The organism is Micromonospora sp. NPDC050795 (assembly GCF_044456785.1).
Lineage (GTDB): Bacteria > Actinomycetota > Actinomycetes > Mycobacteriales > Micromonosporaceae > Micromonospora.
The window spans coordinates 222,313-248,108 of record NZ_JBITGE010000002.1; the positions used below are offsets into that span (position 1 = coordinate 222,313).

General features: G+C 71.5%; 19 protein-coding genes. 8 read left to right on the forward strand and 11 right to left on the reverse strand.

What is annotated here, in order from left to right; genetic code table 11:
* Positions 1-15 precede the first annotated feature (15 nt).
* Positions 16-906 (forward strand): alpha/beta hydrolase family esterase, encoded by an 891-nt coding sequence (locus ACIBEF_RS03270; protein ID WP_396790741.1) that lies wholly within the window; start codon positions 16-18, stop codon positions 904-906.
* A gap of 1 nt (position 907) precedes the next feature.
* Here ACIBEF_RS03270 and ACIBEF_RS03275 read toward each other — a convergent pair whose 3' ends face one another.
* From ACIBEF_RS03275 to eno, 4 genes are read right to left on the reverse strand one after another with little or no spacing between them, the layout of a single operon-like run.
* Positions 908-1,429 (reverse strand): amino-acid N-acetyltransferase, encoded by a 522-nt coding sequence (locus tag ACIBEF_RS03275; protein ID WP_124861649.1) that lies wholly within the window; start codon positions 1,427-1,429, stop codon positions 908-910.
* On the reverse strand, positions 1,426-1,983 hold the full coding sequence (locus ACIBEF_RS03280) for a DUF501 domain-containing protein (protein WP_396790743.1): 558 nt from the start codon (positions 1,981-1,983) through the stop codon (positions 1,426-1,428). Before ACIBEF_RS03280 ends, ACIBEF_RS03275 begins: the two co-directional genes overlap by 4 nt.
* Before the next feature lie 34 nt (positions 1,984-2,017).
* On the reverse strand, positions 2,018-2,656 hold the full coding sequence (locus tag ACIBEF_RS03285; RefSeq protein WP_396790745.1) for a septum formation initiator family protein: 639 nt from the start codon (positions 2,654-2,656) through the stop codon (positions 2,018-2,020).
* 32 nt (positions 2,657-2,688) lie between these two features.
* Positions 2,689-3,972, reverse strand: a complete 1,284-nt coding sequence (eno, locus tag ACIBEF_RS03290; protein WP_269681111.1) for a phosphopyruvate hydratase — start codon at positions 3,970-3,972, stop codon at positions 2,689-2,691.
* Positions 3,973-4,185: 213 nt separating this feature from the next.
* On the opposite strand from eno, the gene ACIBEF_RS03295 reads away from it, so the two are divergent.
* Positions 4,186-4,881, forward strand: a complete 696-nt coding sequence (locus tag ACIBEF_RS03295; RefSeq protein WP_396790747.1) for a hypothetical protein — start codon at positions 4,186-4,188, stop codon at positions 4,879-4,881.
* Positions 4,878-5,750 carry an NAD(+) diphosphatase gene (gene nudC, locus ACIBEF_RS03300; protein ID WP_396790749.1) on the forward strand — a complete coding sequence of 291 codons (873 nt, stop codon included), beginning with the start codon at positions 4,878-4,880 and terminating at the stop codon, positions 5,748-5,750. The genes ACIBEF_RS03295 and nudC overlap by 4 nt, the downstream gene beginning before the upstream one ends.
* 25 nt (positions 5,751-5,775) lie before the next feature.
* Here nudC and ACIBEF_RS03305 read toward each other — a convergent pair whose 3' ends face one another.
* The 4 genes from ACIBEF_RS03305 to mfd form a co-directional block, all read right to left on the reverse strand.
* The gene (locus ACIBEF_RS03305) at positions 5,776-7,395 is read right to left on the reverse strand and encodes a DUF885 domain-containing protein (protein ID WP_396790751.1); all 1,620 of its coding nucleotides are present in this window, start codon (positions 7,393-7,395) and stop codon (positions 5,776-5,778) included.
* Positions 7,396-7,493: 98 nt separating this feature from the next.
* Positions 7,494-8,504: a nucleoside triphosphate pyrophosphohydrolase gene (locus ACIBEF_RS03310; protein WP_396790753.1), complete on the reverse strand. Its 1,011-nt coding sequence runs from the start codon at positions 8,502-8,504 to the stop codon at positions 7,494-7,496.
* Between the two features lie 2 nt (positions 8,505-8,506).
* A complete protein-coding gene (locus ACIBEF_RS03315) occupies positions 8,507-9,259 on the reverse strand; it encodes a hypothetical protein (RefSeq protein ID WP_396790755.1) in 753 nt (250 codons plus the stop codon).
* Between the two features lie 117 nt (positions 9,260-9,376).
* Positions 9,377-13,009 carry a transcription-repair coupling factor gene (gene mfd, locus ACIBEF_RS03320; RefSeq protein ID WP_396790757.1) on the reverse strand — a complete coding sequence of 1,211 codons (3,633 nt, stop codon included), beginning with the start codon at positions 13,007-13,009 and terminating at the stop codon, positions 9,377-9,379.
* Positions 13,010-13,563: 554 nt separating this feature from the next.
* Between mfd and ACIBEF_RS03325 the strand changes: the two genes are divergently transcribed.
* From ACIBEF_RS03325 to ppc, 3 genes are all read left to right on the forward strand, one after another.
* The gene (locus ACIBEF_RS03325; RefSeq protein ID WP_396790758.1) at positions 13,564-14,499 is read left to right on the forward strand and encodes a cyclase family protein; all 936 of its coding nucleotides are present in this window, start codon (positions 13,564-13,566) and stop codon (positions 14,497-14,499) included.
* A 146-nt stretch (positions 14,500-14,645) separates the two neighbouring features.
* Positions 14,646-15,698, forward strand: coding sequence for a hypothetical protein (locus ACIBEF_RS03330; protein ID WP_396790760.1), 1,053 nt, complete (start codon positions 14,646-14,648; stop codon positions 15,696-15,698).
* A 129-nt stretch (positions 15,699-15,827) separates the two neighbouring features.
* A complete protein-coding gene (ppc, locus tag ACIBEF_RS03335; RefSeq protein ID WP_396790762.1) occupies positions 15,828-18,614 on the forward strand; it encodes a phosphoenolpyruvate carboxylase in 2,787 nt (928 codons plus the stop codon).
* Between the two features lie 68 nt (positions 18,615-18,682).
* Here the strand turns inward: ppc and ACIBEF_RS03340 are convergent, their stop codons facing one another.
* Complete coding sequence (locus ACIBEF_RS03340) at positions 18,683-19,516, reverse strand: hypothetical protein (protein ID WP_396790764.1); 834 nt, start codon at positions 19,514-19,516, stop codon at positions 18,683-18,685.
* Between the two features lie 54 nt (positions 19,517-19,570).
* On the opposite strand from ACIBEF_RS03340, the gene ACIBEF_RS03345 reads away from it, so the two are divergent.
* A complete protein-coding gene (locus ACIBEF_RS03345; protein WP_396790765.1) occupies positions 19,571-20,746 on the forward strand; it encodes a DNA recombination protein RmuC in 1,176 nt (391 codons plus the stop codon).
* A 137-nt stretch (positions 20,747-20,883) separates the two neighbouring features.
* Positions 20,884-24,180, forward strand: coding sequence for a S8 family serine peptidase (locus tag ACIBEF_RS03350; protein ID WP_396790767.1), 3,297 nt, complete (start codon positions 20,884-20,886; stop codon positions 24,178-24,180).
* A 73-nt stretch (positions 24,181-24,253) separates the two neighbouring features.
* On the opposite strand, the gene ACIBEF_RS03355 is transcribed toward ACIBEF_RS03350, so the two are convergent.
* Positions 24,254-24,688 (reverse strand): hypothetical protein, encoded by a 435-nt coding sequence (locus tag ACIBEF_RS03355; protein ID WP_396790769.1) that lies wholly within the window; start codon positions 24,686-24,688, stop codon positions 24,254-24,256.
* A gap of 41 nt (positions 24,689-24,729) precedes the next feature.
* Positions 24,730-25,716: a 4-hydroxy-3-methylbut-2-enyl diphosphate reductase gene (locus ACIBEF_RS03360; RefSeq protein WP_357202744.1), complete on the reverse strand. Its 987-nt coding sequence runs from the start codon at positions 25,714-25,716 to the stop codon at positions 24,730-24,732.
* Positions 25,717-25,796 lie beyond the last annotated feature (80 nt).

Sequence of the window (25,796 nt, forward strand, 5' to 3'; positions counted from 1 at the left end):
CGGGGGGTGGCCGGCGTGCGGCGAGCACTTGCGGTGTTAACGGGGCTCTGCCTGATGATCGTCGCCGCAGCTTGTGGTGAGCGGGGGCAACCCTCGTCGGCCCCACCAGCCTCACCGTCCGCGTCGAGCGAGCGACCGGCGGCCGGTGACCACCAGCTCACCCTGCGGCACAACGGGCTCGACCGCACCTACCTGCTGCACGCGCCACCGGGGTACGACCCGGGCAGACCCTCCGCGCTGGTCATCGCGCTGCACTTCTATCCCGGCCTTGGATCGTCGATGCGGGAGTTGGCGGGCCTGGAGGCCAGAGCCGACACTGACAACGTGCTGGTCGCCTACCCCGACGGGCGGGGCGGCGGCTTCAACGCGCTGATCTGCTGCGGAAGCGAGGACGACGTCGGCTTCCTCAAGGCCCTCACCGACCATCTGGTGCGGACCTGGCACGCGGACCCGAACCGGGTGTTCCTCACCGGCATCTCGAACGGCGGCGACATGAGCTTCCGGGCGGCGGTGGAGAGCACCGGCACGTTCGCCGCGATCGGGGTGGTCAGCGGTGGATACAGCGGAAACTTGACCACCGCCGACAGTTACGTGCCGAAGAGCCCGGTCTCTGTGATCACCTTCATCGGCGGCCAGGACCGCTACGCCTCGACCTTCCAGGCCGGCGTGCAGACCTGGCAGCAGAGGCTCAACTGCCGGCCGAACCTGAAGGCGTCCGGGGTGCCGGGGGTCACGCACACGGTGGCGGGCTGCGCGGACGGCAGCGAGGTCAGCGTCTACACGATCGCCGACATGGGTCACAGTTGGCCGGGAGCGACATCGGGCCAACTCGCCGCGTCCTCCGCGGGGCTGTCCGCCACCGACCTGATGTGGGAGTTCTTCGCCGCCCACCCCCGCAAAGCCTGACCTACAGGCGCAGCAGCATCCGGGTGTTGCCCAGCGTGTTCGGCTTGACCCGCTCCAGGTCCAGGAACTCCGCGACACCCTCGTCGTACGAGCGCAGCAACTGCTCGTAGACCGGTTGCGGCACCGGAGCGCCGTCGATCTCGCGGAAACCGAACGAGCCGAAGAACCGGGTCTCGAAGGTGAGCACGAAGATCCGCGCCACGCCCAGCTCGCGGGCCGCGTCGATCAGCTCACCGACCAGCCGGTGACCGATGCGCCGGCCCCGACAGGAAGGGTCGACCGCCACCGTGCGGATCTCGGCCAGGTCCTCCCACATGACGTGCAGCGCGCCGCAGCCCACCACCACGTCGTCCTCGGCCCGGACCGCGACCCGGAACTCCTGCACGTCCTCGAAGAGGGTGACGGTGGCCTTGCTCAGCAGCCGCCGGTCGTCGGTGTAGGTGTCGACGAGTCGTCGGATGCCCCGCACGTCCCCGGTGCGGGCCCGCCGTACGGTGATCTGATCCGCGGCCTGCGTGCTCATTCCGCCGCCGGGACGTCCACGCACGGCCCGGCCGACCACCAGGGCTCGACCAGCTCCAACGTCTCGTCGCCGAACGGGTTCACCCCGGGGCCGGCGCCCAACGCGTGACCCAGGTGCACGTGCAGACACTTCACCCGACCCGGCATCCCACCGGCCGAGATGCCGGCGATCTCCGGCACCTCGCCGATCGCCTCCCGGCGGGTGAGGTAGTCCTCGTGCGCCGCACGGTAGTGGGCGGCCAACTCCGGATCCGTCGTCAGCCGGTCCGCCATCTCCTTCATCAGCCCCGCCGACTCCAGTCGGCTGCACGCTGCGGTGGCCCGGGGGCAGGTCAGGTAGTACAGCGTCGGGAACGGGGTGCCGTCAGCGAGGCGGGGGGTCGTCTCCACCACGTCGGGAAGGCCACACGGGCACCGATGGGCCACCGCGCGGGTGCCCCGGGGCGTCCGGCCGAGCTGCGCGGCCACCGCGGCCAGGTCGGCGTCGGTGGCCGGCTCGCGCTGCGGCAGGGGAACGGAATCCGCAGCCGGCTCCGACGGTGGTACGACAGTCACGGTGCCCATCTCTCCTGGTGTGCTGGTCGGTGGATCACTGGCCCGGCTGCTGGCTGTCCGCCGCCCGCACGCTCGACCAGAGCGTGTCGTACCAGGTCACCGGCCCGGCCGGCGGGGCCGAACCGGCCGACTTCCCGGCGTCCCGGGCCGCGCCCTCCGGGTCGTGCAGGACCACCATTATCTTCTCGCCCGGCTCGCCCATGAAGAACCGCTCCCGAGCCTGCGTCTTGATGTACTCGTCGTCTTTCCAGTTGGCCGCCTCGGCGGCGAGCTTGGCGATCTCGCGCTCCTGCACCGCCTGGGCCGCCTCCATCCGCTCGATGTCGGCCTGCTGGTCCAGGTAGACCCGGACCGGATAGGTGTAGGCCAGAGCGAGCGCGATCAGAACCGCGAACAGCACTGTGGCCCGGCCGGTGAAGCGACGGGGGTGGGGTGCGGCGAGCCGCTTCACCGAACCAGCGGCAGCGGTACGCCGAGCGGCGGCGGGACGATTCGCGGAGCGCACCCCTTCGGCGCCACGGGCAGCACCCGGCGCGCGACCGGCGGCGCGCGGCTCGGCGCGTACGCCGGCCTCCCGGACCGATCCCCGCGTGGCACGCCCACCGCCCGGCCGACCGGACTGACCCGGCCGGCGGGCGGGACGCTGACCACCCGGTGTGCGGCGCTGCTGCATCGTCACACCCCTCCCCCGAGGCTTCGTGCGTCTCAGGCCGAACGGTAGCGCGGGAACGCGCCAGCGCCGGCGTAGCGCGCCGCGTCGGCCAGCTCCTCCTCGATCCGGAGCAGCTGGTTGTACTTGGCGACACGGTCCGAGCGGGCCGGGGCGCCGGTCTTGATCTGGCCGCAGCCGGTGGCCACCGCCAGGTCGGCGATGGTGGTGTCCTCGGTCTCGCCGGAGCGGTGGCTCATCATGCACTTGAAGCCGGCCCGGTGGGCCAGGTCCACCGCGTCCAGGGTCTCGGTCAGCGAGCCGATCTGGTTGACCTTGACGAGGACGGCGTTCGCGGATTTCTCCGCGATGCCCCGGGCGATGCGCTGCGGGTTGGTGACGAACAGGTCGTCACCGACGATCTGCACCCGGTCGCCGATCGAAGCGGTCAGCGTCTGCCAGCCGCTCCAGTCGTCCTCGGCCAGCGGGTCCTCGATCGACACGATCGGGTACTCGTCGGCCAGCTTGGTGTAATAGGTGCTCATGTCCTCGGCGGACTTCGCGGCACCCTCGAAGGTGTAGGTGCCGTTGTCGAAGAATTCCGTGGCCGCCACGTCGAGCGCGAACACGATGTCGGTGCCGAGCCGGTAGCCGGCCTTCTCGACCGCCTCGGCGATCAGGTCCAGAGCCGCCGCGTTGGTCGGCAGGTTCGGCGCGAAGCCACCCTCGTCACCGAGGCCCGTCGACAGGCCCTTCTTCTTCAGCACCGACTTCAGCGCGTGGTAGACCTCCGCGCCCGAGCGCAGCGCCTCCCGGAAGGTGGGCGCGCCGATCGGCGCGATCATGAATTCCTGGATGTCGACGTTCGAGTCGGCGTGCGCGCCACCGTTGAGGATGTTCATCATCGGCACCGGCAGGAGGTGCGCGTTCGGGCCGCCCAGGTAGCGGAAGAGGCTCAGCTCGGCGCTGCCGGCAGCGGCCTTCGCCACCGCCAGGGAGACCCCGAGGATGGCGTTCGCGCCCAGCTCCGACTTGCTGTCGGTGCCGTCGATGTCGAGCATCTTCTGGTCGATGAGCCGCTGCTCGCTGGCCTCGTACCCGATGATCTGGTCGACGATCTTGTCTTCGACGTTGGAGACCGCCTTCTCCACGCCCTTGCCCTGGTAGCGGTCGGCGTCACCGTCGCGCAGCTCGATCGCCTCGAACGCGCCGGTGGAGGCGCCGGAGGGCACCGCGGCGCGAGCCACCGTGCCGTCGTCCAGGCCGACCTCGACCTCGACCGTGGGGTTGCCCCGCGAGTCGAGAATCTCCCGGGCGACGATTCCCTCGATGGTTGCCACTGAGTCGCTCCTCGTTGTTGTGATCCGGTCCGTGGGTGGGCCGCGACGGTGCGGCTGAGGCAGGTGTTGAACGCAGCGTATCGGGCCACGGGAAACGGCACGGCGTCGCCCGCGCACCCGAGTCGCCCCGCACTGACGGACATTCCCGGATTTCCGGGCGTCAACCGGCAACGGGTTTGCGCTGCGCGGACCGAATCCACCAGGCTGGTCGCCATGCCCGCCGCCTCGACCACCCTCCGCATGCTCGCCGTGTCGGTCATCGCGTCGCTCACGGTCACCGGCTGTCAGACATTCGAGGACGCCGGAGTCGCCATGGGCCGCTCGGAACTCGTCAACGACCTCGCCGCCCGGCTCGATCGGGCACTGGAGTTGACCTACTCGGCCGACTACCAGTTGCCCGGTGGCCAACGCGCCGCCATCGTGCAGGCGCAGGACCCGGCACGATCCACGTACACCTATCCGGGAGGGCAGCTCACCGTCACCCCGGAGGCCATCACCCGGTGCACGACGACCGGCGCCCGCCCGCAGTGCACGCTGGTCACCCCGCCCACCCCCGGCAGCAAGCCCACGGTGACGTTGTTCGGCGAGGCCAACCAGCAGGGCCTCGTCACGCCGCCGGTGGTGGTCGGGCTGCTCACCGCCGCCGCGCTCGACCCACAGGCGGTCATCAAGCAGAGTGACACCACAGTCGCCGGGCACCACGCCGCCTGCGTCGCGGTGCAGAGCTCGTCGTCCGGCGACTTCACCGCCTGCGTGACCACCGAGGGCGTGCTCGGCAGCTTCACCGGACCGGTCGACGGCAAGCCGATGGAGCTGGCGATGAGCAACTACTCCGCAGCCGTCGACGAGGGCGCGTTCGAACCACCCACCGGCGCCGATGTCGTCGACCGCCGCCCCGGCGGCTCGTGACCGATCCACCGGTCGGGCCCGCGACAGTCGCGCCGACCGGCGGGTTCCTGCCCGGAGCCGATCCGAGCCGGCCTCCCGGCCCCGGCGACCTGGCCCTGCCCGTGACCGGCGCGAAGCTGCTGACCGGCGTCGACGGCCACCCACTGCGGGTCGCCGACCTGCCCGCCGACACCGACTGGGTGCCGCTGGGCACGTTCGACGGAGTGCCCGCCTGGGGCACTGACCTGACCACCACCACCGCCACCGACCTTCCCGGCAGGGCGCGCGGCTGGGCGTCACTCGCCGCCGAGGTGCCGGAGCCGCTCGCCACGCTCGCCGGCCGGGCGCTGGCGGTGCTGACCTGGCGGCGTACCCACCGGTGGTGCGGCGCCTGCCGAGCGGAGCTGACCGACCGACCCGGCGAGACCGCCCGACAGTGCCCCGACTGCGGCCTGTACGTGCCGATGCAGCTCTCCGCCGCCGTACTGGTGGCGATCACCCGGCCCGGGCCGCCCGGGCACGCTGACGAGCTGCTGCTGGTCCGGCACGCGACCGGCCCGCCCGGCCTGTGGGCGCTGGTGGCCGGCTTCGTCGAGGCCGGCGAGACACTTGAGGCGGCGGTGCGCCGGGAGGTCGGTGAGGAGGTCGGGTTGCCCGTCGACCGGCTGGCCTACTTCGGCAGCCAACCGTGGGCGATCTCCAGCCCGGGGGTGCTGCTCGCCGGCTTCACCGCCCGTGCCGCCGAACCGCAGGCCGAACCGGTGGTCGACGGGCGGGAGCTGACCGGGGCTCAGTGGTTCGGCCTGGATGCGCTGCCGGCGCAACTGCCGCCCGCGTACTCCATCTCGCGCTGGTTGATCGACGCGACGGTGACCGCCGGGCGGCGCTGAAACCCGCGCGGCCCGGCGTTTCTTCTCAGAGACCGAGCAGGGTGCGCAGGTGGCGTGGGGGCGGGCAGTCGTGGGCGAGCATCGCGTCGTGCCAGTCGCGGACCGACACCCCGTCCGGGCGGGCGGCGGCGATCTCGGCCACCTCGCTGTACCCGACGAAGTAGGTGGAGAGCTGGGTGGAGGTCAATTGGGCGCGCCGCCACTTGCCGGCCGCCTCCCCCTCCTCCTGGAAGCCACGCCCGGTCATCAACGCCATCGCCTCGGCCTCGGGCAGGTCCTCGGCGTGCACCAACTGGTCGAGCAACGCGTTGATGGTCATCCGCAGTTGCATCTTGAGCTGCTGCAACCGCACCGGCAGACCGCCAAAGCCGAGCCCTGTCATCATCTCCTCGGCGTAGACCGCCCAGCCCTCGATGAACGGGCCGGACTCGGCCAGCGCGCGAACCCGGGTGCCACCGACGTAGCGGCGGGCGTGGGCGAGCTGGAGGAAGTGCCCCGGCATCGCCTCGTGCACCGTCAGGTTGCGGATCATGTGGTCGTTGTATTCGCGGTAGAACGACTCGACCCGCTGCGCGGGCCAGTCCGACGGGGTGGGCGCGATGCAGTAGAAGGTCGGCACGACGGCGGTCTCCAGCGGGCCGGGCGCGTCGCAGTACGCCACCGCGACCCCCCTGGCGAACTCCGGCATCTCCTGGATGACGCACCGGTCGTCGACCACTGTGACCAGGTCGTGTGCGCGGACGAAGTCGGTCGCCTCGTCCAGGGTCACCCCGGCCAGCTCGACGATCGTCGCGTCGTTCGGGTGCTCGGCGGCGAGCAGGTCCAACGCCCGACGTACCGTCGCGTCGTCGGCCGGTCCGCCGACCAGTTCGACGGCCGCCTCGCGGATCTCCGCGGTGACCCGGTCCAGGTTGGCCCACGCGCGACGCTGGATCTCGGCGGCGCCCAGCTCGGTGTCGAGGGTGTGCCAGAGCCGGGCCTCCCAGCGACGCCGGCCCAGCCGTGGGTCTCGGCCGGGGCCGGCATCGGCGGCCAGGCCGACGCGCAGCCAGGCGACGAACTCGTCCAGCGCGGCGATCGCGGCGGTGGCCGCCGGCTCGACCCGGTCGAGGTGGCTCGGCGCCTGGGCGAGCAGCGCCGGCAGTTCGTCGCGGATCAGGGCGGCCGTGCCGGTGAACTGCCCGACCGCCGTCTCCGCGTGGATCCGCGGCATGTCGCGCAGCGTCGCGCGGGCGGTGGCGAGGGCGTCCGGTACGGCGGCGAGCCGGCCGGCAAGGTGGGTCAGCCGCACGTCAGCGGGGGCGTACGGGTGGGCCAGCAGCGGGTGCAGCAGCGGGCCGGGGTTGTGCCGCAGCGGATCCCACTCGTGCGAGCGGATCTCGGTCAGCTCGAACAGCTCCCGGTCCACGAATGAGGTGAGCAGGGCGTGGTCGACCTGTTCGTCGACGTCGAGCGAGTCTGGGTCCAGTTCGGACAGTGCGTTGGCCGCATCGGAGAGCATCGCCCGGTCGGCGGCCAACCCGTCGGCGGACAGATCCGGCAGCCGGTCGTCGAAGCGGTGGTCACCCGCGGCGGTGGCAACCCCCGGCCGCGACTCCAGTAACGCCTCGACAACCCGCTCAGCCAGCACCCCGAACGCTTCCACCGCACCACCCTACCGACCGGACCACCCTCCGCCACCTGTTACGTCGATCATGAAGTTATTGCCGTGAACCTCGGCGTGTCGTGGCAACAACTTCACGATCAACGCGGGTCAGAGGGCTCGGGGGTGGGGGTTTCGGCTGGTGGGCTTTCGGCGGTTCGGATGGCCTCTGCGTAGGCCAGGGTGGCGCGGCGGAGGGCCGCTTCCGGATCGATGCCCGCCTCTCGGGCGGCGGCGACCGTGGCCAGCAGGCTTGCGCCCAACCTTGCTTCGGCGTCCACCTGGGTGTCTGCCAACGGCGGTGGGACCTCGATGCCCCTGCGGGCGGCGCGCTTCAGGATCTGGGCGGCCAGGGCCAACGCGGGCTGACTCAGGGCCACGCCGTCCAACACCGAGTGCCGCGCCTTCTCCGCGCGCTTGATCCGCTCCCAGTTCTCGGTGATCTCCTCCAGGGTGCCCGCCTCGGCACCGGCGAAGACGTGCGGATTACGCCGGATCATCTTGTCGACCAGGCCACCGGCCACGTCGTCGATGGTCCACCGCTCGTCCTCGGGCAACTCCTCGGCGAGCCGTGCGTGCAGCACCACCTGCAACAACACGTCGCCCAACTCCTCGCGCAGCGCGTCGGTGTCGTCGACGCTGATCGCGTCGTACGCCTCGTAGCTCTCCTCCAGCAGGTAACCGGCGAGGCTGCGGTGCGTCTGCGCCCGCTTCCACGGGTCACCACCCGGAGAGGCCAGTCGATCCAGCACGGCCACCGCGTCGAGCAGCCGGGCACCCGGCGGATCCCACGAGCCGTACATCAACTCCATCTCGGCCAACCCCGGCTGCCGGGCCAGCCGCAGACCCAACTCCCGGGCCAACGCCTCGTCACCCGCCGGACCGGCCAGCCACACCACAGTGCCGTGCGTCGCCACCGCGTCCAGCAATGGCTGCGTCGCCGGGCCGTCCACCACTGTGACCTCGGCGCCCGCCTGGCGAACGGCCGTGGTCAACTCGCTGTCCGCGCCGGCCAACACCGGGTGCTGGCGTACGACGTCCCAGGCCGCAGCCGTCAGCAGGCCAGCGGGCAACCGGGGTGAGGTGACCAGGAGGACGATCCGTGCCGTCATGCTCAGCTGGCCGTGCCCTCGGCCTCCGGCGCCCCGGTCGGCCCCTCCGGGGTGGAAATGTCGGTGACCGCGTCGGAGCCCGGCTCACCCAACGGCACGCTCACCGCGGGTGCGTCACCGGCGAAGCTGAGCAGCGGGAACTCGAGCGGACGGTACCGGGGGCTGACAGTGACGTCGTAACGACCGGCCGCCTCGGCCAGGATCCTCTTGGTCGCCAGCGCGCCGCGCAGCTGCTCGCCGTCGAGCTGCTGAGCGGCGGCCTCATCGGTCACCTCAGCAGGGATCTTGCCGGCCGCACGACCGGCGGCGATCACGTCGGCGATCTCCTCCTTGGTCGGCTCGACCGACTCGGCCGGCAACCCGGACAGGCAGGTGAAGAGCTTCGCCACCTCCCGCACGTGCCCGGTCTCCGGGTCGAGACCGAGCTGCTGGGCGGCCTGGTCGGCCGCCACCTGGCCGCGCGGCTGGTAGTTCTTCTCGGCGGAGAGCTTCTCGCACACCTTGGTCAGCACCATGGTCCGAACCACGTCGGCCACCTTGGGCAGGGTCGGTTGCGACGCCCCGGGCTGCCCACTGGCGGACGACTCCGGCGCCGGGTTCTTCGTCCGCAGGTCCTTCATCGCGGTGGAAACCTGAACGTCGGTGATGCGCTGGTCACCGATGTAAGCGGCGATACCAGGCTCAGCACGGCAACCGGAGAGGGCGACGAGGCCGAGCGCCACAGTGGCGACGGCGGCAAGACGGCGAGCACGCATAGCCGTCACTCTCTCACGCCGTCACCCCGGGTTGTGACACCCCCCACCTTCGCCCACCCCACGACCAGGGACGGCGTCGACGCGCTGACCGCCCCTGGTCGAAAGCCCGCCGCCGGCTCAGGCGCTCGCGGCGACGGCGAGTGGGGCGGGAGCACCGAGCACATCGGAGAGCAGTTGCGCGCACCACTGGAGCAGCGCCTGGTCACGCAGCGGCTCGCCACCGATCCGACGGGTGGTCGGTCGGGGCACGCTGACCTGGTCGGTGGCCTGCTTGTAGACGGCATCCGGGTGGTAGCGCTTGAGCCGCAACTGCTTCGAGTCCGGTAGGGGCAGCGGGCCGAACCGTACGTGCTTGCCCTGCATGGACACGTCGGTCAGGCCGTAGCGGCGGGCCAGCAGACGGAACCGGGCCACCTCCACGAGGTTCTGCACCGGGGCCGGTGGCTCGCCGTACCGGTCGGTCATCTCGGCGATCACCTCGCCCAGCCGCTCCTCGTCGCGCGCCTCGGCGAGCTTGCGGTACATCTCCAGGCGCAGCCGCTCCACGCTCACATAGTCGTGTGGCAGGTGCGCGTCGACCGGCAGGTCGATCTTGACGTCGGTCTCCTCCTCCGGCCGCTCACCCTTGAACGCGGAGACCGCCTCGCCGACCATCCGCACGTACAGGTCGAAGCCGACGCCCTCGATGTGCCCGGACTGCTCGCCACCGAGCAGGTTGCCGGCGCCCCGGATCTCCAGGTCCTTCATCGCCACGTACATGCCGGCGCCCAACTCGGTGTGCTGGGCGATGGTCGCCAACCGCTCGTGGGCGTGCTCGGTGAGCGGCTTCTCCGGCGGGTAGAGGAAGTAGGCGTACGCCCGCTCCCGGCCCCGGCCGACCCGGCCCCTGATCTGGTGCAGCTGGGCCAGGCCGAGCAGGTCGGCCCGCTCCACGATCAGCGTGTTGGCGTTCGGGATGTCGATGCCCGACTCCACGATCGTGGTGCAGACCAGGACGTCGAACTCCTTCTCCCAGAAGCCGACCATGACCTTCTCCAGGGCGTCCTCGCCCATCTGGCCGTGTGCCACCGCGACCCGCGCCTCGGGCACCAGCTCCCGCAGCCGCCGTGCCGCCCGGTCGATCGACTCGACCCGGTTGTGCAGGTAGAAGACCTGCCCGTCGCGGAGCAGCTCACGGTGGATCGACGCGGCCACCTGCCGGTCGTCCTGCGCGCCGACGAAGGTGAGCACCGGGTGCCGCTCCTCCGGCGGGGTGGCGATGGTGGACATCTCCCGGATGCCCGTGATCGCCATCTCCAGGGTGCGCGGAATCGGGGTGGCCGACATGCTGAGCACGTCGACCGACGCGCGCAGCGTCTTCAGGTGCTCCTTGTGCTCGACACCGAAGCGTTGCTCCTCGTCGACGATCACCAGACCCAGCTGCTTGAAGCGGGTCGCCGTCTGCAACAGCCGGTGCGTACCGATGACGATGTCGACGGTGCCGTCGGCGACCATCTCCATCGTGCGCTCGGTCTCCTTCGCCGTCTGGAACCGGGACAGCTGCCGGATCTGGACCGGGAACTGGCTCATCCGCTCGGCGAACGTGTTGTAGTGCTGCTGAACCAGCAGTGTGGTCGGCACCAGCACCGCCACCTGCTTGCCGTCCTGCACCGCCTTGAACGCCGCCCGGACCGCGATCTCGGTCTTGCCGTAGCCGACATCACCGCAGATCAGCCGGTCCATCGGGACGGTCTGCTCCATGTCCCGCTTGACCTCGTCGATCGCGGCGAGCTGGTCCGGCGTCTCCTGCCAGGGGAAGGCGTCCTCCAGCTCCCGCTGCCACGGGGTGTCCGGACCGAACGAGTGCCCCTTGGACGCCTTACGCGCGGCGTAGAGCTGGATGAGCTGCGCGGCGATCTCCCGGACCGCCTTGCGGGCCCGGGCCTTGGACTTCTGCCAGTCCGAGCCGCCCATCTTGTGCAGGGTCGGCTGCTCGCCGCCCACGTAGCGGGAGAGCTGGTCGAGCTGATCGGTCGGGACGAACAACCGGTCGCCGGGCTGGCCCCGCTTGCTGGCCGCGTACTCGATGGCGAGGTATTCCCGGCTGGCGCCGTTGACGGTGCGCTGCACCAGCTCGACGTAGCGGCCGATGCCGTGCTGCTCGTGCACCACGTGGTCGCCGGTCTTCAACTCCAGCGGGTCGATGGTGTTGCGCCGCCGGCTCGGCATCTTGCGCATGTCCCGCGTCGAGGTGCCCCGACCGCCGGTCACGTCATTGCCGGTGAGCAGCACGAAGCGGGACGCCTCGTCGACGAACCCGCTGCTCAGCGCACCACAGGTGACCACCAGCTCGCCGGGGACGGGAGCGGTCGGCACCTCTTCGGTCAACCGGGCACCCAGGCCGGCGTCGCGCAGCACCTCCACCGCCCGCTGGGCGGGACCGTGCCCCTCGAAGACCAGCGCGATCGACCAACCCTCGCCGGCCCAGCGCTTGAGGTCCTCCACCACCCGCGAGGTCTCGCCGTGATAGAGCGGCGCCGGTTGGGCGGCGAGGGTCACCGCGATGGCGTCGTCCGGGGTGACGGCAGCCTCCTCGGGCGCGTCCTCCCAGGGCTGCCGCGTCTCGGCGGTCTCCCCCTCCACCAATCCGAACGGGGACAGCGTCCACCACGGCTGGCCGAGCTTGCCCGCGGCCGCGCGTACCTCGCCGAGGGTGCGGAAGGCGGCGGCGCCGACGTCCACCGGGGCTTGGCCGCCGACCGCGGCGGCGGCCCAGCTGGCCTGCAGGAACTCCTCCGATGTACGCACCAGGTCGTGCGCCCGCGTGCGGATCCGCTCCGGGTCGCAGAGCAGGACGTGGGTGCCGGCCGGCATGGCGTCCAGCAGCAGCTCCAGCGAGTCGGGGCCGACCAGCACCGGGGCCAGCGACTCCATCCCCTCCACCGGAATGCCCTCGGCCAGCTTGTCGAGGATCTCGGCCAGCTCGGGGTGCTGCTCGGCGAGCGCGGCGGCCCGGTCGCGGACGGCCGGGGTGAGCAGCAGCTCGCGGCAGGGCGGTGCCCAGAGCAGCGGTACCTGCTCGATGGTCCGCTGGTCGGCGACGGCGAAGGTGCGGATCTCCTCCACCTCGTCGCCCCAGAACTCGACCCGGGACGGGTGCTCGTCGGTGGGCGGGAAGACATCGAGGATGCCGCCGCGCACCGCGAACTCGCCGCGCTTGGTGACCAGGTCGACCCGGGCGTACGCCATGTCGATCAGCCGGCGGGCGACCTCTTCCAGGTCCGCCTCCTCGCCGGCGGCGAGCTGCACCGGCTCCAGATCGCCGAGCCCCTTCAGCTGCGGCTGGAGCAGCGAGCGGACCGGGGCCACGACCACTCGCAGTGGCCCGGTGCCGCCGTGCGCGTCGGTCGCCTCCGGGTGCGCCAGCCGGCGCAGCACTGCCAGCCGCCGGCCGACCGTGTCGGAGCGGGGGGACAGCCGCTCGTGCGGCAGCGTCTCCCAGGACGGGAAGACGACCACCTGCTCGGCCGGCAGCAACCCGCCCAGCGCGGCGGCCAGGTCGTCGGCCTCCCGGGTGGTGGCGGTCACCGCCAGCACCGGTCGCCCGGCACCGTCGTTGTCCGCGGCGACCGCCGCGACGGCGAACGGGCGCAGTGCCGCCGGAGCGGTGATGTCGAGGCCGTCGACCTGGGCGGCACCGGAGCGCGCCAGGTCACGCGCCCGGGCCAGCCCGGGGTCGGCCAGGGCGGCGGTGAACAGACCGGTGAGCAAGGGAAATCCTTCCCGGGGAGTCGACGCACACGACGGCGGCCCCTCGTCCAGCCGGACGGGGGGGGCGCGACAACAAGCCTAGCTCCGTCGACCGACAGCCACCCCCTTCCGCCGAGGTCCGACGCCACTACGGCGCGTCGCCGCGCGCCCCGCGCCCCGCGCCCCGCGCCCCGCGCCCCGCGCCCCGCGCCCCGCGCCCCGCGCCCCGCGCCCCGCGCCAAGATCGTGCTCGAACCAGGATGTAGTGGCATCAGCGACGCGCCGAGACCACTACATCCTGGATATTGCGCGATCTTGGCCCGAGCCGGGCTTCTTCGCGACAAGATCCGCTCAACTTCGGGGAACTTGCGGGGTCGCAGCGCACCGAGGCAGCACTTTCCCTGCAATTGAGCGAATCCTCACGGACCCGGCCGGACCGGCCTGGCCTGGCCTTCACGGACCTGGCCGGACCGGCTCGCGGATCCCGCCCCGCCGGAGACCCGGCCCCGGGGATCCCGCCGGGCCGCGCACCCGGCGGCCTGCCGTTGTGTCTCGCGGATCTTGACGGTCGCCGGATGGCGTGGTCGGGTTTCGGGATGGGTGAGCAGTGGCGGGCACAGTTCGACGCGGAGGTGAGCTTCGCCAACGGCGGCGGGCTGCGTACCGAGGGGTTCCGGCTGGACATTCCCGGTCCGGAGATCACCGACGACGACCTGGCGGCGTTGTTCGTCCGGCACCTCGGGCTGCTGATGGTCGCCGACGTCCGGATCAGCGCCAAGACGATCATCGAGGAGCCGCACAAGGGCGGCCGGGGTGTCGCGGTCGACGGATCCGGAGCCGAACGCCGACTGGTCGAGCTGAGCCACGTGATCCGGGACGGGATGACCACCCTGCCGGGCTGGCCGGGCCCCCGGATCACCGACTGGCTGACCTTCGCGGCATCCCGCGAGCGGTACGCCCCGGGCACCGAGTTCCACGTGGCCCGGATCGAGATGATTGCCAACACCGGCACGTACCTTGACACTCCCGCCCACCGTTGGGCCGGCCGGGACGACCTGACCGCTGTGTCGCTGGACCGTCTCGCCGACCTGCCGGGGGTGGTGGTCCGGGTGCCGGCCGGCATCCGCGCGGTGGACCGGCTGATGCTGGCCCCGTACGAGGTGAGCGGCCGGGCGGTGTTGCTGCACACCGGCTGGGACGCGCACTTCGGCACCGAACGGTACGGCGCTCCCCAAGCGCCGTACCTGACCGGCGACGCCGCCCAGGCGCTTGTCGACGCGGGGGCGGCCCTGGTCGGCATCGACTCGATCAACATCGACGACATGAGCCCGACGGCCGCCGGCGTACGCCCCGCGCACAGCGCGCTGCTCGCCGCCGGCATCCCGATCGTGGAGCACCTGACCGGCCTGGACGCGTTGCCGCCCACCGGGTTCCGGTTCAGCGCGGCCCCGCCGATGGTGGCCGGCATGGGCACCTTCCCGGTCCGCGCCTTCGCCGTCGTCAACCCCTGACACCGCGCGCGACGCCTGACACCGCCCGCCACCCCTACCGCCACCCGCGACGCCTGCCGCACGGCCAGCGGCGGTCGCCACCGGGCCGCCGGGGCGACGAGGTGGTTCCACCCTGCGGTCCACAAAACGGACCATAGGCTAACAACGTGGACAAGGAACCGCACCGCACAGCTCGCGACTGGGCGCCGCGCAGCATCGGCCTGCTCCTCGGCACCCTCGTACTGGCCACGGCGTTCATCGCGGCCTACGTCGGCGCGTTGCACCAGCCCACACCCCGCGACCTGCCGATCGGCGTCGTCTCCGGCGACCAACGCGCCCAGGCGACGCTCGAGGCCGTGCGCGGCCAGACCACCATCCTCAAACCCATCGGGTACGACGACCCGTCCGCCGCCGAGCACGCACTGCTCAGCCGCGCGGTGTACGCCGTACTCAGCACCGGACCCGACAACGGCCTGCTCCTCACCGTGGCGAGCGCCTCCGGCCCCTCCGCCACCAGCGCGATCAAGGAGGTCCTCGGCACCGCCACCACCCGCACCGGCACCCCGCTCCAGATCGTCGACAAGGTGCCGGTCACCCCGACCGACCCGCGCGGGGTGGTGCCCTTCTACCTGAACGTCGGGTACGTCCTCGGCGGCTATCTCGCCTCGACGGTGCTCGGGATATCCGCCGGCACCACCCCCCGTACGGCGCGACGAGCCGGACTGCGCATCGCCGCCCTGGCGGTCTACAGCGTGCTGCTCGGCATCGCCGGCGCGGTGGTGGTCGGACCTGTTCTGGACATCTGGCACGGCGACGTACCGACGATCGCCGCCATCGGCGCGCTGGCCGTCTTCGCCGCCGCCATGTTCGCCAGCGCCATTCAGGGCTGGCTCGGCGTCGCGGGCACCGCGCTGGTCATCCTGCTGTTGGTGGTGCTCGGCAACCCGGGCTCCGGTGGCATCTACGCGCCCGAGTTCCTGCCCGGGGTGCTGCGCGGCATGCACCGCTGGAACATCCCCGGGCTCGCCAACGACCTGACCAAGGCCGCTGTGTACTTCGACTGGCGGTCGGCCGGCTGGCCGGCTTCCGCCCTCGGGATCTGGGCGGTGCTCGGAGGGCTCGGACTCGTCAGCGCGAGCCTGGTCCGGGGCCGCCGCGCCGTCCCCTCCGGCCCTGCAACGACCCGCTCGGGCCCCTCGCCGGACCGCGACGGTGGTTGAGATCACCCCGGAAAACACCCTTCCCAGGGCAGTGGATCACCAGGGGGCCCTCCAGACATCCGCCGCGCGCGGATACCATCCAGTAAGTCGGACAGCGCTGTCCTTCGTATCCACGTAAGGGAGCGCATCGTGACCGACCAGCACGACCACGACGGCCCGGACGCCGCACTGCGCGCCGACATTCGCCGACTCGGCACCCTGCTCGGCCAGACCCTGGCCCGCCAGGAGGGTCGCCCGCTGCTCGACCTCGTCGAGGAGATCCGCGCCCAGGTCCGCTCCGACGCCCCGGCGGCCGCTCAGCGCCTCGGCGGGCTCGACGTGACCACCGGCACCAAGTTGGCTCGCGCCTTCTCCACCTACTTCCACCTGGCCAACATCACCGAGCAGGTGCACCGGGCACGGGACCTGCGCCGCCGCCGCGCGGTGCAGGGCGGTTGGCTGGACCAGGCCGCCAAGATGATCGCCGAGCGCGGGGTGCCGGCCGAGGAGATCGCGAACGCGGCTCGCCGGCTGGCGGTGCGACCGGTCTTCACCGCGCACCCGACCGAGGCGGCTCGTCGCTCGATCCTGTCCAAGTTGCGGGCGATCGCCGACGAGTTGGACACCGAGACCGCCAACGCGATCCTCTACGGCGCCAGCGACGAGGGCCCGGCCAACCGCCGGCTGGCCGAGTTGTTGGACCTGATGTGGCAGACCGACGAGCTGCGGCTCGACCGGCCGGACCCGACCGACGAGGCCCGCAACGCCATCTACTACCTGCGCGACCTGTACGCCGAGGCCGCCCCGCAGGTGCTCGACGACCTGGCCGACACGTTGCGCACGCTCGGTGTGGAGACCTCACCGACGGCCCGGCCGCTGAGCTTCGGCACCTGGATCGGCGGCGACCGCGACGGCAACCCGTTCGTCACCCCGGCGGTCACCCGCGAGGTGCTGACCATTCAGCACGAGCACGGCATCGCGGCCACCGAGAAGGCGATGGACCACCTGATCAACGAGGTCTCGGTGTCCCGCCGACTGCGCGGGGTCTCCCTGGACCTCTCCGCCAGCCTCGCCGCCGACCTGGACGCGCTGCCCGAGGTGGCACAGCGCTTCCGCCGGGTCAACGCGGAGGAGCCGTACCGGCTCAAGGCACGCTGCGTGAAGGCGAAGCTCGCCAACACCCGGCTGAGGTTGCGCCAGGGCACCGCACACGTACCGGGCCGGGACTACCGGGGCTCCGCCGAGCTGATCGCCGACCTGGACCTGCTGCGCGCCTCGCTGGCCCGCAACTCCGGGCAGCTCACCGCGGTCGGCCGGCTGGCCTCCACCATCCGTACGGTCTCCGCGTTCGGCCTGCACCTGGCGACCATGGACGTCCGGGAACACGCCGAGGCGCACCACGCGGTGCTCGCGCAGCTCTACGAGGCGGTCGGCGAGGTCTCCGACTACCCGGCGCTGACCCGGCTGGAACGCACCAAGCTGCTCGCCGACGAGCTGACCGGTCGCCGCCCGTTGTCGACACTGGACACGTCGCTGTCCGAGCCGGCCCGCAAGACGTTCGACGTGTTCAGCACCATCCGGGAGGCACAGGACCGGTTCGGCACCGAGGTGATCGAGTCGTACATCATCTCGATGACCCTGGGTGTCGACGACGTGCTGGCCGCGGTGGTGCTGGCCCGCGAGGCCGGCCTGGTGGACGTGCACAGCGGGCGGGCCCGGGTCGGGTTCGTGCCGCTCCTGGAGACCCCGGCCGAGCTGAACTCCGGCGGCGAACTCCTCGACGAGTTGCTGTCGCTGCCCGCGTACCGGGCGCTGGTGAGCGCCCGGGGTGACGTGCAGGAGGTCATGCTCGGCTACTCCGACTCGAACAAGGAAGCCGGCATCACCACCAGCCAGTGGTCGATCCACCGGGCTCAGCGCGCGCTGCGCGACGTGGCCGCCCGGCACGGTGTGCACCTGCGGCTCTTCCACGGCCGGGGCGGCACTGTCGGGCGCGGCGGCGGGCCGACGCACGAGGCGATCCTGGCGCAGCCGTACGGCACCATGGACGGCGCCATCAAGGTGACCGAGCAGGGCGAGGTGATCTCCGACAAGTACACCCTGCCCTCGCTGGCCCGGGAGAACCTGGAGCTCACCCTTGCCGCTGTGCTCCAGGCGACCCTGCTGCACACCGCACCCCGGCAGCCCGCTGAGATGTTGGAGCGCTGGGACGCGACGATGGACGTGGTCTCCGAGTCGGCGTTCCGGTCCTACCGGTCGCTCGTCGAGGACCCGGACCTGCCCGCGTACTTCTGGGCGTCCACCCCGACCGAGCTGCTCGGCGCGCTGAACATCGGCTCCCGGCCGGCGAAGCGCCCGAACACCGGTGCCGGGCTGTCCGGGTTGCGGGCCATCCCGTGGGTGTTCGGCTGGACGCAGACCCGGCAGATCGTGCCGGGCTGGTTCGGCGTCGGCTCCGGGCTGGCCGCCGCCCGCGAGGCAGGTCTGGCGGACGTGCTGGCCGAGATGCACCGCAACTGGCACTTCTTCCGCACGTTCCTGTCGAACGTCGAGATGATGTTGACCAAGACCGACCTGAGCATCGCCCGCCGGTACGTCGAGACGCTGGTGCCGAAGAAGCTGCACCCGATCTTCGAGCAGATCGAGCAGGAGTACGAGCTGACCAAGCGGGAGGTGCTGGCGGTGACCGCCTCACCGGCCCTGTTGGAGAACTCGCCGGTGCTCCAGCGCACCCTGGCCGTCCGCGACACCTACCTGGAGCCGCTGCACCATCTCCAGGTGGCGCTGCTGCGGCAGTACCGGGAGTCGGGTGCCGCCGGGCGGGCGGTCGCCACCGCACCGGGCGGCCGACGCGCGCCGAGCGACGGCACCGCCCTCGAACGCGCTCTGCTCACCACTGTGAACGGCATCGCGGCCGGGATGCGCAACACCGGCTGATCAAGAGGTACGGAGAACGGGCCCCGGTCGTTGCGACCGGGGCCCGTTTCAATGGGTCTGAACGACCGTCAGAAGTCGCCGCCGCCGAAGTCCCCGCCCCCGAAGTCGCCACCGCCGAAGCCACCACCACCGAAGTCGCCGCCACCGAAGTCCCCACCGGCGTAGTCGCCGCCGCCGGAGTCGCCGCCCTGGTCGCCGCCGCCGAAGTCCCCGCCCTGGTCGCCGCCGTCGCCCCCCTGGTCGACGCCGTCACCGAAGCCCTCCTGGTAGCCGGCGTCGTAGCCGTACCCGGGGTCGGCGAAGGCGGGCGAGAAGAGCGCGTCGGCGATCAGGATGCCGCCGAGCACGCCGGCGCCGGCACCCAGCGCCGTCTTCCACCAGGGCGTCGAATACCAGCCGGCGGGCACCGGTCGACCCTGATAACGCCCACCCGGGTAGTAGTAGGGCGTTTCCCGGCCGGGTTGCGGCCCGGCCCGGAAGGTCTGCCCCTGCACATCGACCTCACGCTCCTTGGTGAGCTGCCCCACGCCGCGGGCGGCGGCCAGGGTCGGCACCTCGGGGCCCGGATCGATGCCCAGCGCCGTGCGTGCCGCCCGGATGTACGCCAGACCCTCCAGCGCGGTCTCCCGGGCCAGCCCGAACTGGTGCGGCGTGGACGCCTGTTCCAGCTGGGAGCCCGCCGCGTTGTACCGCTCACCGGCGTCGGCAAGCGCCTGGCGTACCGCCGGGTCGTCGCCGTGCAGGTTCATCAACTGGCCGCCGAGGCGCTCGTACCACCGCTGCGCCTCCGCGCGGGCGTCGCCGAGCTCGGTGCGCCGACGGGCACCGGCCTGAGCGCGGACGAGCGCGGCGGCGCCCAGCGCGCCGACCAGCACAACGGCGAGACAGAGCACAAGTTCCATGTCATCGAACGTACCCCCGGGTCGCACGTCGTATCCGTCTGGCAAGCTCCGGTGATGGACGTCTCGACGCTGCTCCTGGTGATCGTGTGCCTCGGCACCGGCGGGGCGGTGGGCTGGCTCGCGGCCCGGTCCCGGTCGGCCGCCGACATCGCCCGGCTGGACGCCACCCTGGCCGCCACCCGGGAGGGCGAGGGTCGGCTGGAGCAGTCCATGCGGGCGCTGAGCTACGAGGCCACCGCACAGTCCCAGGAGGCGGTGGCCCGGGCGGTCGCGCCGCTGCACGACACTCTGCGCCGCTACGAGCAGCGGGTGGCCGAGCTGGAGCACGACCGCGTCGACGCGTACGCCGAGCTGCGTGAGCAGGTCCGCTCGATGAACGCGGTCTCCGGCGAGCTGCGTACCGAGACCAAGCAGTTGGTGGCGGCGCTGCGCGCACCGCAGGTGCGGGGCCGCTGGGGCGAGCACCAGTTGCGCCGGATCGTCGAGGCTGCCGGGATGCTGGAGCACTGCGACTTCTCCGAGCAGGTCACCGCCGCCACCGACCAGCAGGTCGTCCGACCGGATCTGGTGGTGCGCCTGCACGGCGGTCGCTCGGTGGTGGTGGACGCCAAGGCCCCGTTCGACGCGTACCTGACAGCCATGGAGGCCCGCGACGAGCGCGGCCGGGACACCCACCTCGACGCGCACGCGCGGCACCTGCGGGGGCACGTCGACGCCCTGGCCGCCAAGTCGTACTGGTCGGCGTTCGACAACTCACCCGAGTTCGTGGTGCTGTTCGTCCCGGCCGATCCGTTCCTCGACGTCGCGCTCCAGCGAGACCCGTCGCTGCTGGAGCACGCCTTCACCCGCAACGTGGTGCTCGCCACGCCGGCCACACTGGTCGCGCTGCTCCGCACAGTGGCCTACTCCTGGCGGCAGGAGGCACTGGCCCGCAACGCGCTCGCCGTGCACACCCTCGCCCGGGAGCTGTACGGCCGGCTCTCCACCCTGGGCGACCACGTGGGCAAGCTCGGGTCCTCGCTGGCTGGTGCGGTGACCGCCTACAACCGGGCGGTCGGCTCGCTGGAGGCCCGGGTGCTGGTCAGCGCCCGCAAGCTCGCCGAGTTGGGCGTCTCGGACGACGAGTTGGCCACCCCGGCCCAGGTCGAGTTGACACCCCGGCAACCGCAGGCACCAGAGCTGGCCGATCCGGCCGACGACGAGGTCTCGAACCGCTCGCCAATCATGTGACAGTGCGTATACCCGCATGTCACGAACTGGTCACAAGGGACTGACCAGTAGTGACAGTGCTCGCCGCTACCACGAAAGATTCTGCTCACCCGAGCGCCCTTGCATGAAGGGCCCTGTTCTCTGGAGGTAAAGAGAACGTGAGCAGACTCCGAAATGTGAGCCGGCGCACCTCAGCCGCGCTCTTCGCGTCGGTCCTGGCGGCGAGCGCCATGACGACGTTGGGTGGTGCCGCCACCGCGGCCGCCGCTCCCGCCACCACACCGGACGCTTCCCCGGCCACCGCCGCCGAGACGCTGGGCGCCCACGACGCCAAACTGCTCAGTGAGGCCCGCGCCAAGAAGGCTCCGACCGTCACGTTGATCGTCGCCACCGAGAAGGGTGAGGCGGGCGACGTCGCCGACAGCCTCACCAAGCTCGGCGGCACTGTCAGCCAGCGGCAGGACAGGGTCGGCTTCGTGCTGGCCAAGGTTCCGACCGACCGGGTCCTCAAGGCCGCGCGGCTGCCCGGCGTCTCGGCGGTCGACCTGGACGAGGTCATCCAACTGCCGGACCCGGCACCGGAGAGCACCGCCACCGGCACCGCCGGCGCGCGGCAGGCCGCCGTCGCGGCGCCGGGAGAGACCACCCCGGCCGACAACCCCTACATGCCGACGAACGAGACCGGCGCGGTGGCGTTCACCGCGGCCCACCCCGAGTGGGACGGCCGGGGCGTCACGATCGGCATCATGGACTCCGGTGTGGACCTGGCCCACCCGGCGTTGCAGCAGACGACCACCGGCGAGCGCAAGATCGTCGACTGGGTCACCGCGACCGATCCGCTGGAGGACGGCTCGTGGCGGCGGATGCAGGCCGAGGTCACCGGCCCGTCGTTCACCATCGCCGGCGGCACCTGGACGGCACCGGCCGGCACGTACCGGTTCAACCTGTTCAGCGAGTCGGTCACCGCAGCGAGCGACGCCCGAGGTGACGTCAACCGCGACGGCGACACGACCGACACCTGGGGTGTGCTCTTCGACCCGGCCACCAACAACATCCGGGTGGACTCCAACCAGAACCTCAACTTCACCGACGACCCGGTCATGCGGCCGTACAAGGAGAAGTACGACATCGGCTACTTCGGTACCGACAACCCGGCGACCCCGGTCGCCGAGCGGCAGCCCTTCGTCGTCGAGTTCCGCAAGAACGTCAACACCACGCCGATCGGCCTGCCGGGCACCTACGACTACGTCAACATCGGCATCGTCGAGAGCACCCACGGCACCCACGTCGCCGGCATCACCGCCGCCAACGACATGCTCGGCAACGGAGCCTTCGACGGCGCCGCGCCCGGCGCCAAGCTGGTCTCCGCCCGCGCCTGTTCCTGGGGCGGCGGCTGCAGCGCGGCTGCCCTCACCACCGGCATGATCGACCTGGTGGCCAACCGTGGCGTCGACATCGTCAACATGTCGATCGGTGGCCTTCCGGGCCTGAACGACGGCAACAACGCGCGGACGAACCTCTACAACGAACTGATCGAGACGTACGGCGTGCAGTTGGTCATCTCGGCCGGTAACTCCGGCCCGGGTCTCAACACCGTCGGCGACCCGTCGGTGGCCAGCAACGTGATCAGCGTTGCCGCCAACATCAGCAAGGACACCTGGCTGGCCAACTACGGCTCGGTCGTGAAGAAGAAGAACGCCCTGTTCAACTTCTCCTCCCGTGGCCCGCGCGAGGACGGCGGCTTCAAGCCGAACATCGCCGCCCCCGGCTCGGCCATCTCCACCGCACCGACCTGGCAGCTCGGAGCCGCGGTCCCCGAGGCCGGTTACGCGCTGCCCCCGGGCTACGCGATGCTGAACGGCACCTCGATGGCTTCTCCGCAGACCGCCGGCGCCGGCGCGTTGCTGCTCTCGGCGGCCAAGGCCACCGACCGGGGCGTCAGCCCGGCGGCACTGCGGCGGGCGCTGTTCAGCTCCGCGAAGCCGATCGCGGACGTACCGACGTACGCGCAGGGCTACGGCATGGTCAACGTTCCGGGCGCCTGGCAGTTGCTGCGCCAGGGCGTCGAAACCCGGTCGTACGTCTCCGACGCGCCGGTCTGCAGCCCCCTGGCGGAGCAGCTGACCATCTGGAACGGCGTGAAGTTCGTGCCGAACCCGGGCCGGGGCACCGGCGTCTACAACCGCTGCACCTCGTCCGAGGGCGGCCACAAGGTCGGCCAGAGCAAGACGTACCCGGTCAAGCTCACCCGCACCAGCGGCCCGGCCGGCACCATCAAGCACACCATCACGCTCCAGGGCAACAACGGCACCTTCAAGGCGCCGAAGACCGTCGTGTTGCCGCTCAACAAGGCCGTCACCATCAACGTCACCGCGAAGCCGGCCACCGAGGGCGCGCACGGCGCGATCGTGCGGATCGACGACCCGGCCACCAACGTCGTCGACTTCGAGGTGTCCACAGTGGTGGTGGCCTCGAACGACGTGAAGAAGCCCACCTTCTCGTACGCGAACGAGGGCTCGGTCGACCGCAACGGCTTCACGTCGTACTTCGTCACGGTGCCGGAGGGCGCCAAGGCACTCCAGGTGAACCTCTCCGGGATCGCCACCGATTCGCAGACCCGGTTCATCGCGATCAACCCGTTGGGTGTGCCGGTGGAGGCCACCACCAGCACCGTCTGCTACACCAACTTCTCCGACGTCAACGTCTGCAAGCCGCAGGAGCGTGACTACCAGAACCCGCTTCCCGGGGTCTGGGAGATCGAGGTGGAGGCGCGGCGGACGTCCCCGGCGCTGAACAACCCGTTCAAGCTCCAGGCGCGGGTGCAGGGCCTGACGGTCGAGCCGGCGCTGGTCGAGCTGCCCAGTGTCGAGGCCGGCGAGCCGACCCCGGTGAGCTGGAAGGTCACCAACGCCTTCGGTCCGGTCTCGGTCAGCGGCCGCAGCGGCGCGCTGACCGGTGTGCGGACCGAGCGTCCGACCATCACCGAGGGCGGTCCCAACCAGGAGTGGACCGTCGAGATCCCGGCGGGTACGTCGACGTTCACCGCCCGGATCGGCAACCCCGCCAACGCGGGTGCCGACCTGGACCTGTTCGTCTACCGGGGGACCACCGAGGTCGGCCGGGCCGCGGACGGCGACTCGGAGGAGGCGGTCACGCTGACCAACCCGGCCGCCGGCACCTACCGCGTCGTGGTGGAGCCGTACGGGGTCGACGGGCCGGGGACCAGCACCGCCTACGACTACTACGACGCGTTCGCGTCCGCGTCGCTGGGCACGATCACCGCTCCGGCCGTCGCGGTGCCGCTGATGCACGGCGAGTCGGCCACCATCACCGGCACGGTGACCGCGGTGGCCGTCCCGGCCGACGGGCGTCAGCTCTCCGGTGAACTGGCGATCGTCACCAGTGAGGGTGCGATCGTGGGTCGCGGCAACGTGTCCATCGGTGCGGTGAACTGATCCGCTCGTAACACCGGCAGGAGCCCGTCCCCACGTTCGGGGGCGGGCTCCCGCATGTCAGGGGTGGAAAGGGTCAGGACCGGTGGGCTGCCGTCACGACGAACGGGGTGCCCTGCTGGCAGGTGGTCATCATGCCGGGCTCCACCCGACCGGTGACCTCGACCCGGGCGCCCGCTGTCAGCACCTCACGCGGGCCGCCGAGCAGCAGGTAACCATCGAGCAGCACGCAGCCGGGCTCCACACCGCCCTGCACGGTGCCGCTCAGGGTGGTGGCCCCGACGCCCGGCGGCGTGCTCGGGCCGCCCGGTTTCGGAGTTTTCAGTCCGGGCGGCACGCTCCGGGTGCCGGTCTCCGGCGAGGGCGTCGGGTCGGGCGTGGGCTGGCTGGTCACCGGCTGTACTCCCGTCGGTGTGGGGGTGGGTGTGCCGCCCCCGACACCCTGGCCGCCGCAGGCGCTCAGCGCCACGCAGACGGCCAGCGCGGGGACGGCGAGCCGAAGAGTCCTCATGTCGAATCTGACGTACGCCGACCCGAGTTCGTTCCCGTGCTTCAGCCGCGCGCCGCGGCGGCCTTCATGTCCCGCCTGAGCTCCTGCGGAAGCGAGAACGTGAGCCGCTCGTTGGCGGTGGTGATCTCCTCGACGTCGGCGAAGCCGCGGGCGGCGAGGTGGACCAGCACCTCCTGGACCAGGTCGTCCGGGACGCTCGCGCCCGAGGTCAGGCCAACCGTGGTGGCCCCCTCCAGCCAGGCGTCGTCGATCTCGTGCGCGAAGTCGACCAGGTGACCGGCGCGGGCGCCGGCGTCCAGGGCGACCTCGACCAGGCGGACCGAGTTGGAGGAGTTCGTCGAGCCGACCACGATCACCACGTCACAGTCGGCGGCGATCTCCTTGATCACGTGCTGCCGGTTGGAGGTGGCGTAGCAGATGTCGTCGCTGGGCGGGGACTGCAACAGCGGCAGCCGCTGCTTGAGGCGGGCCACCGTCTCCAGCGTCTCGTCGACCGAGAGCGTGGTCTGGGAGAGCCAGACCACCTTCTCCGGATCACGTACGGTGATCTTGTCGGCGCCGTCCGGGCCGTCCACCAGCTGGATGTGCGCGGGGGCCTCACCGGCGGTGCCGATGACCTCTTCGTGCCCCTCGTGGCCGATGAGCAGGATGTCGTAGTCCTCGGCCGCGAAGCGCCGCGCCTCGTGGTGCACCTTGGTGACCAGCGGGCAGGTCGCGTCGATCGCCTTCAGCGAACGCGCCTTGGCCTGCTCGTAGACCTCTGGCGCCACACCGTGCGCGGAGAAGATGACGGTGGCGCCCTCCGGCACCTCCTCGTTCTCCTCGACGAAGATGGCGCCCTGGGCCTCCAGGGTCTGCACCACGTGCTTGTTGTGCACGATCTGCTTGCGCACGTAGATCGGGGCGCCGTAGAGCTTCAGCGCCTCCTCCACGGTCTGCACGGCGCGGTCGACACCCGCGCAGTAGCCGCGGGGCTTGGCCAGGAGCACGCGCTTGCCGGTCCGGTGAGTCGCCTGAGCCTCAGTCACCACCCCATCGTACGTGCCACCCCTCCACCCGCCACCGGCCCGCGCCCCACCCCTTTCTGCGTTTATCATGAAGTTATTGC

Excerpts from the sequence above, each read along its gene's own strand:
- ACIBEF_RS03275 (WP_124861649.1), bottom strand. The coding sequence starts at position 1,429 with ATGAGCACGCAGGCCGCGGATCAGATCACCGTACGGCGGGCCCGCACC.
- ACIBEF_RS03285 (WP_396790745.1), bottom strand. The coding sequence starts at position 2,656 with ATGCAGCAGCGCCGCACACCGGGTGGTCAGCGTCCCGCCCGCCGGCCG.
- ACIBEF_RS03295 (WP_396790747.1), top strand. The coding sequence starts at position 4,186 with ATGCCCGCCGCCTCGACCACCCTCCGCATGCTCGCCGTGTCGGTCATC.
- ACIBEF_RS03310 (WP_396790753.1), bottom strand. The coding sequence starts at position 8,504 with ATGACGGCACGGATCGTCCTCCTGGTCACCTCACCCCGGTTGCCCGCT.
- ACIBEF_RS03315 (WP_396790755.1), bottom strand. The coding sequence starts at position 9,259 with ATGCGTGCTCGCCGTCTTGCCGCCGTCGCCACTGTGGCGCTCGGCCTC.
- ACIBEF_RS03325 (WP_396790758.1), top strand. The coding sequence starts at position 13,564 with ATGGCGTGGTCGGGTTTCGGGATGGGTGAGCAGTGGCGGGCACAGTTC.
- ACIBEF_RS03340 (WP_396790764.1), bottom strand. The coding sequence starts at position 19,516 with ATGGAACTTGTGCTCTGTCTCGCCGTTGTGCTGGTCGGCGCGCTGGGC.
- ACIBEF_RS03345 (WP_396790765.1), top strand. The coding sequence starts at position 19,571 with ATGGACGTCTCGACGCTGCTCCTGGTGATCGTGTGCCTCGGCACCGGC.
- ACIBEF_RS03355 (WP_396790769.1), bottom strand. The coding sequence starts at position 24,688 with ATGAGGACTCTTCGGCTCGCCGTCCCCGCGCTGGCCGTCTGCGTGGCG.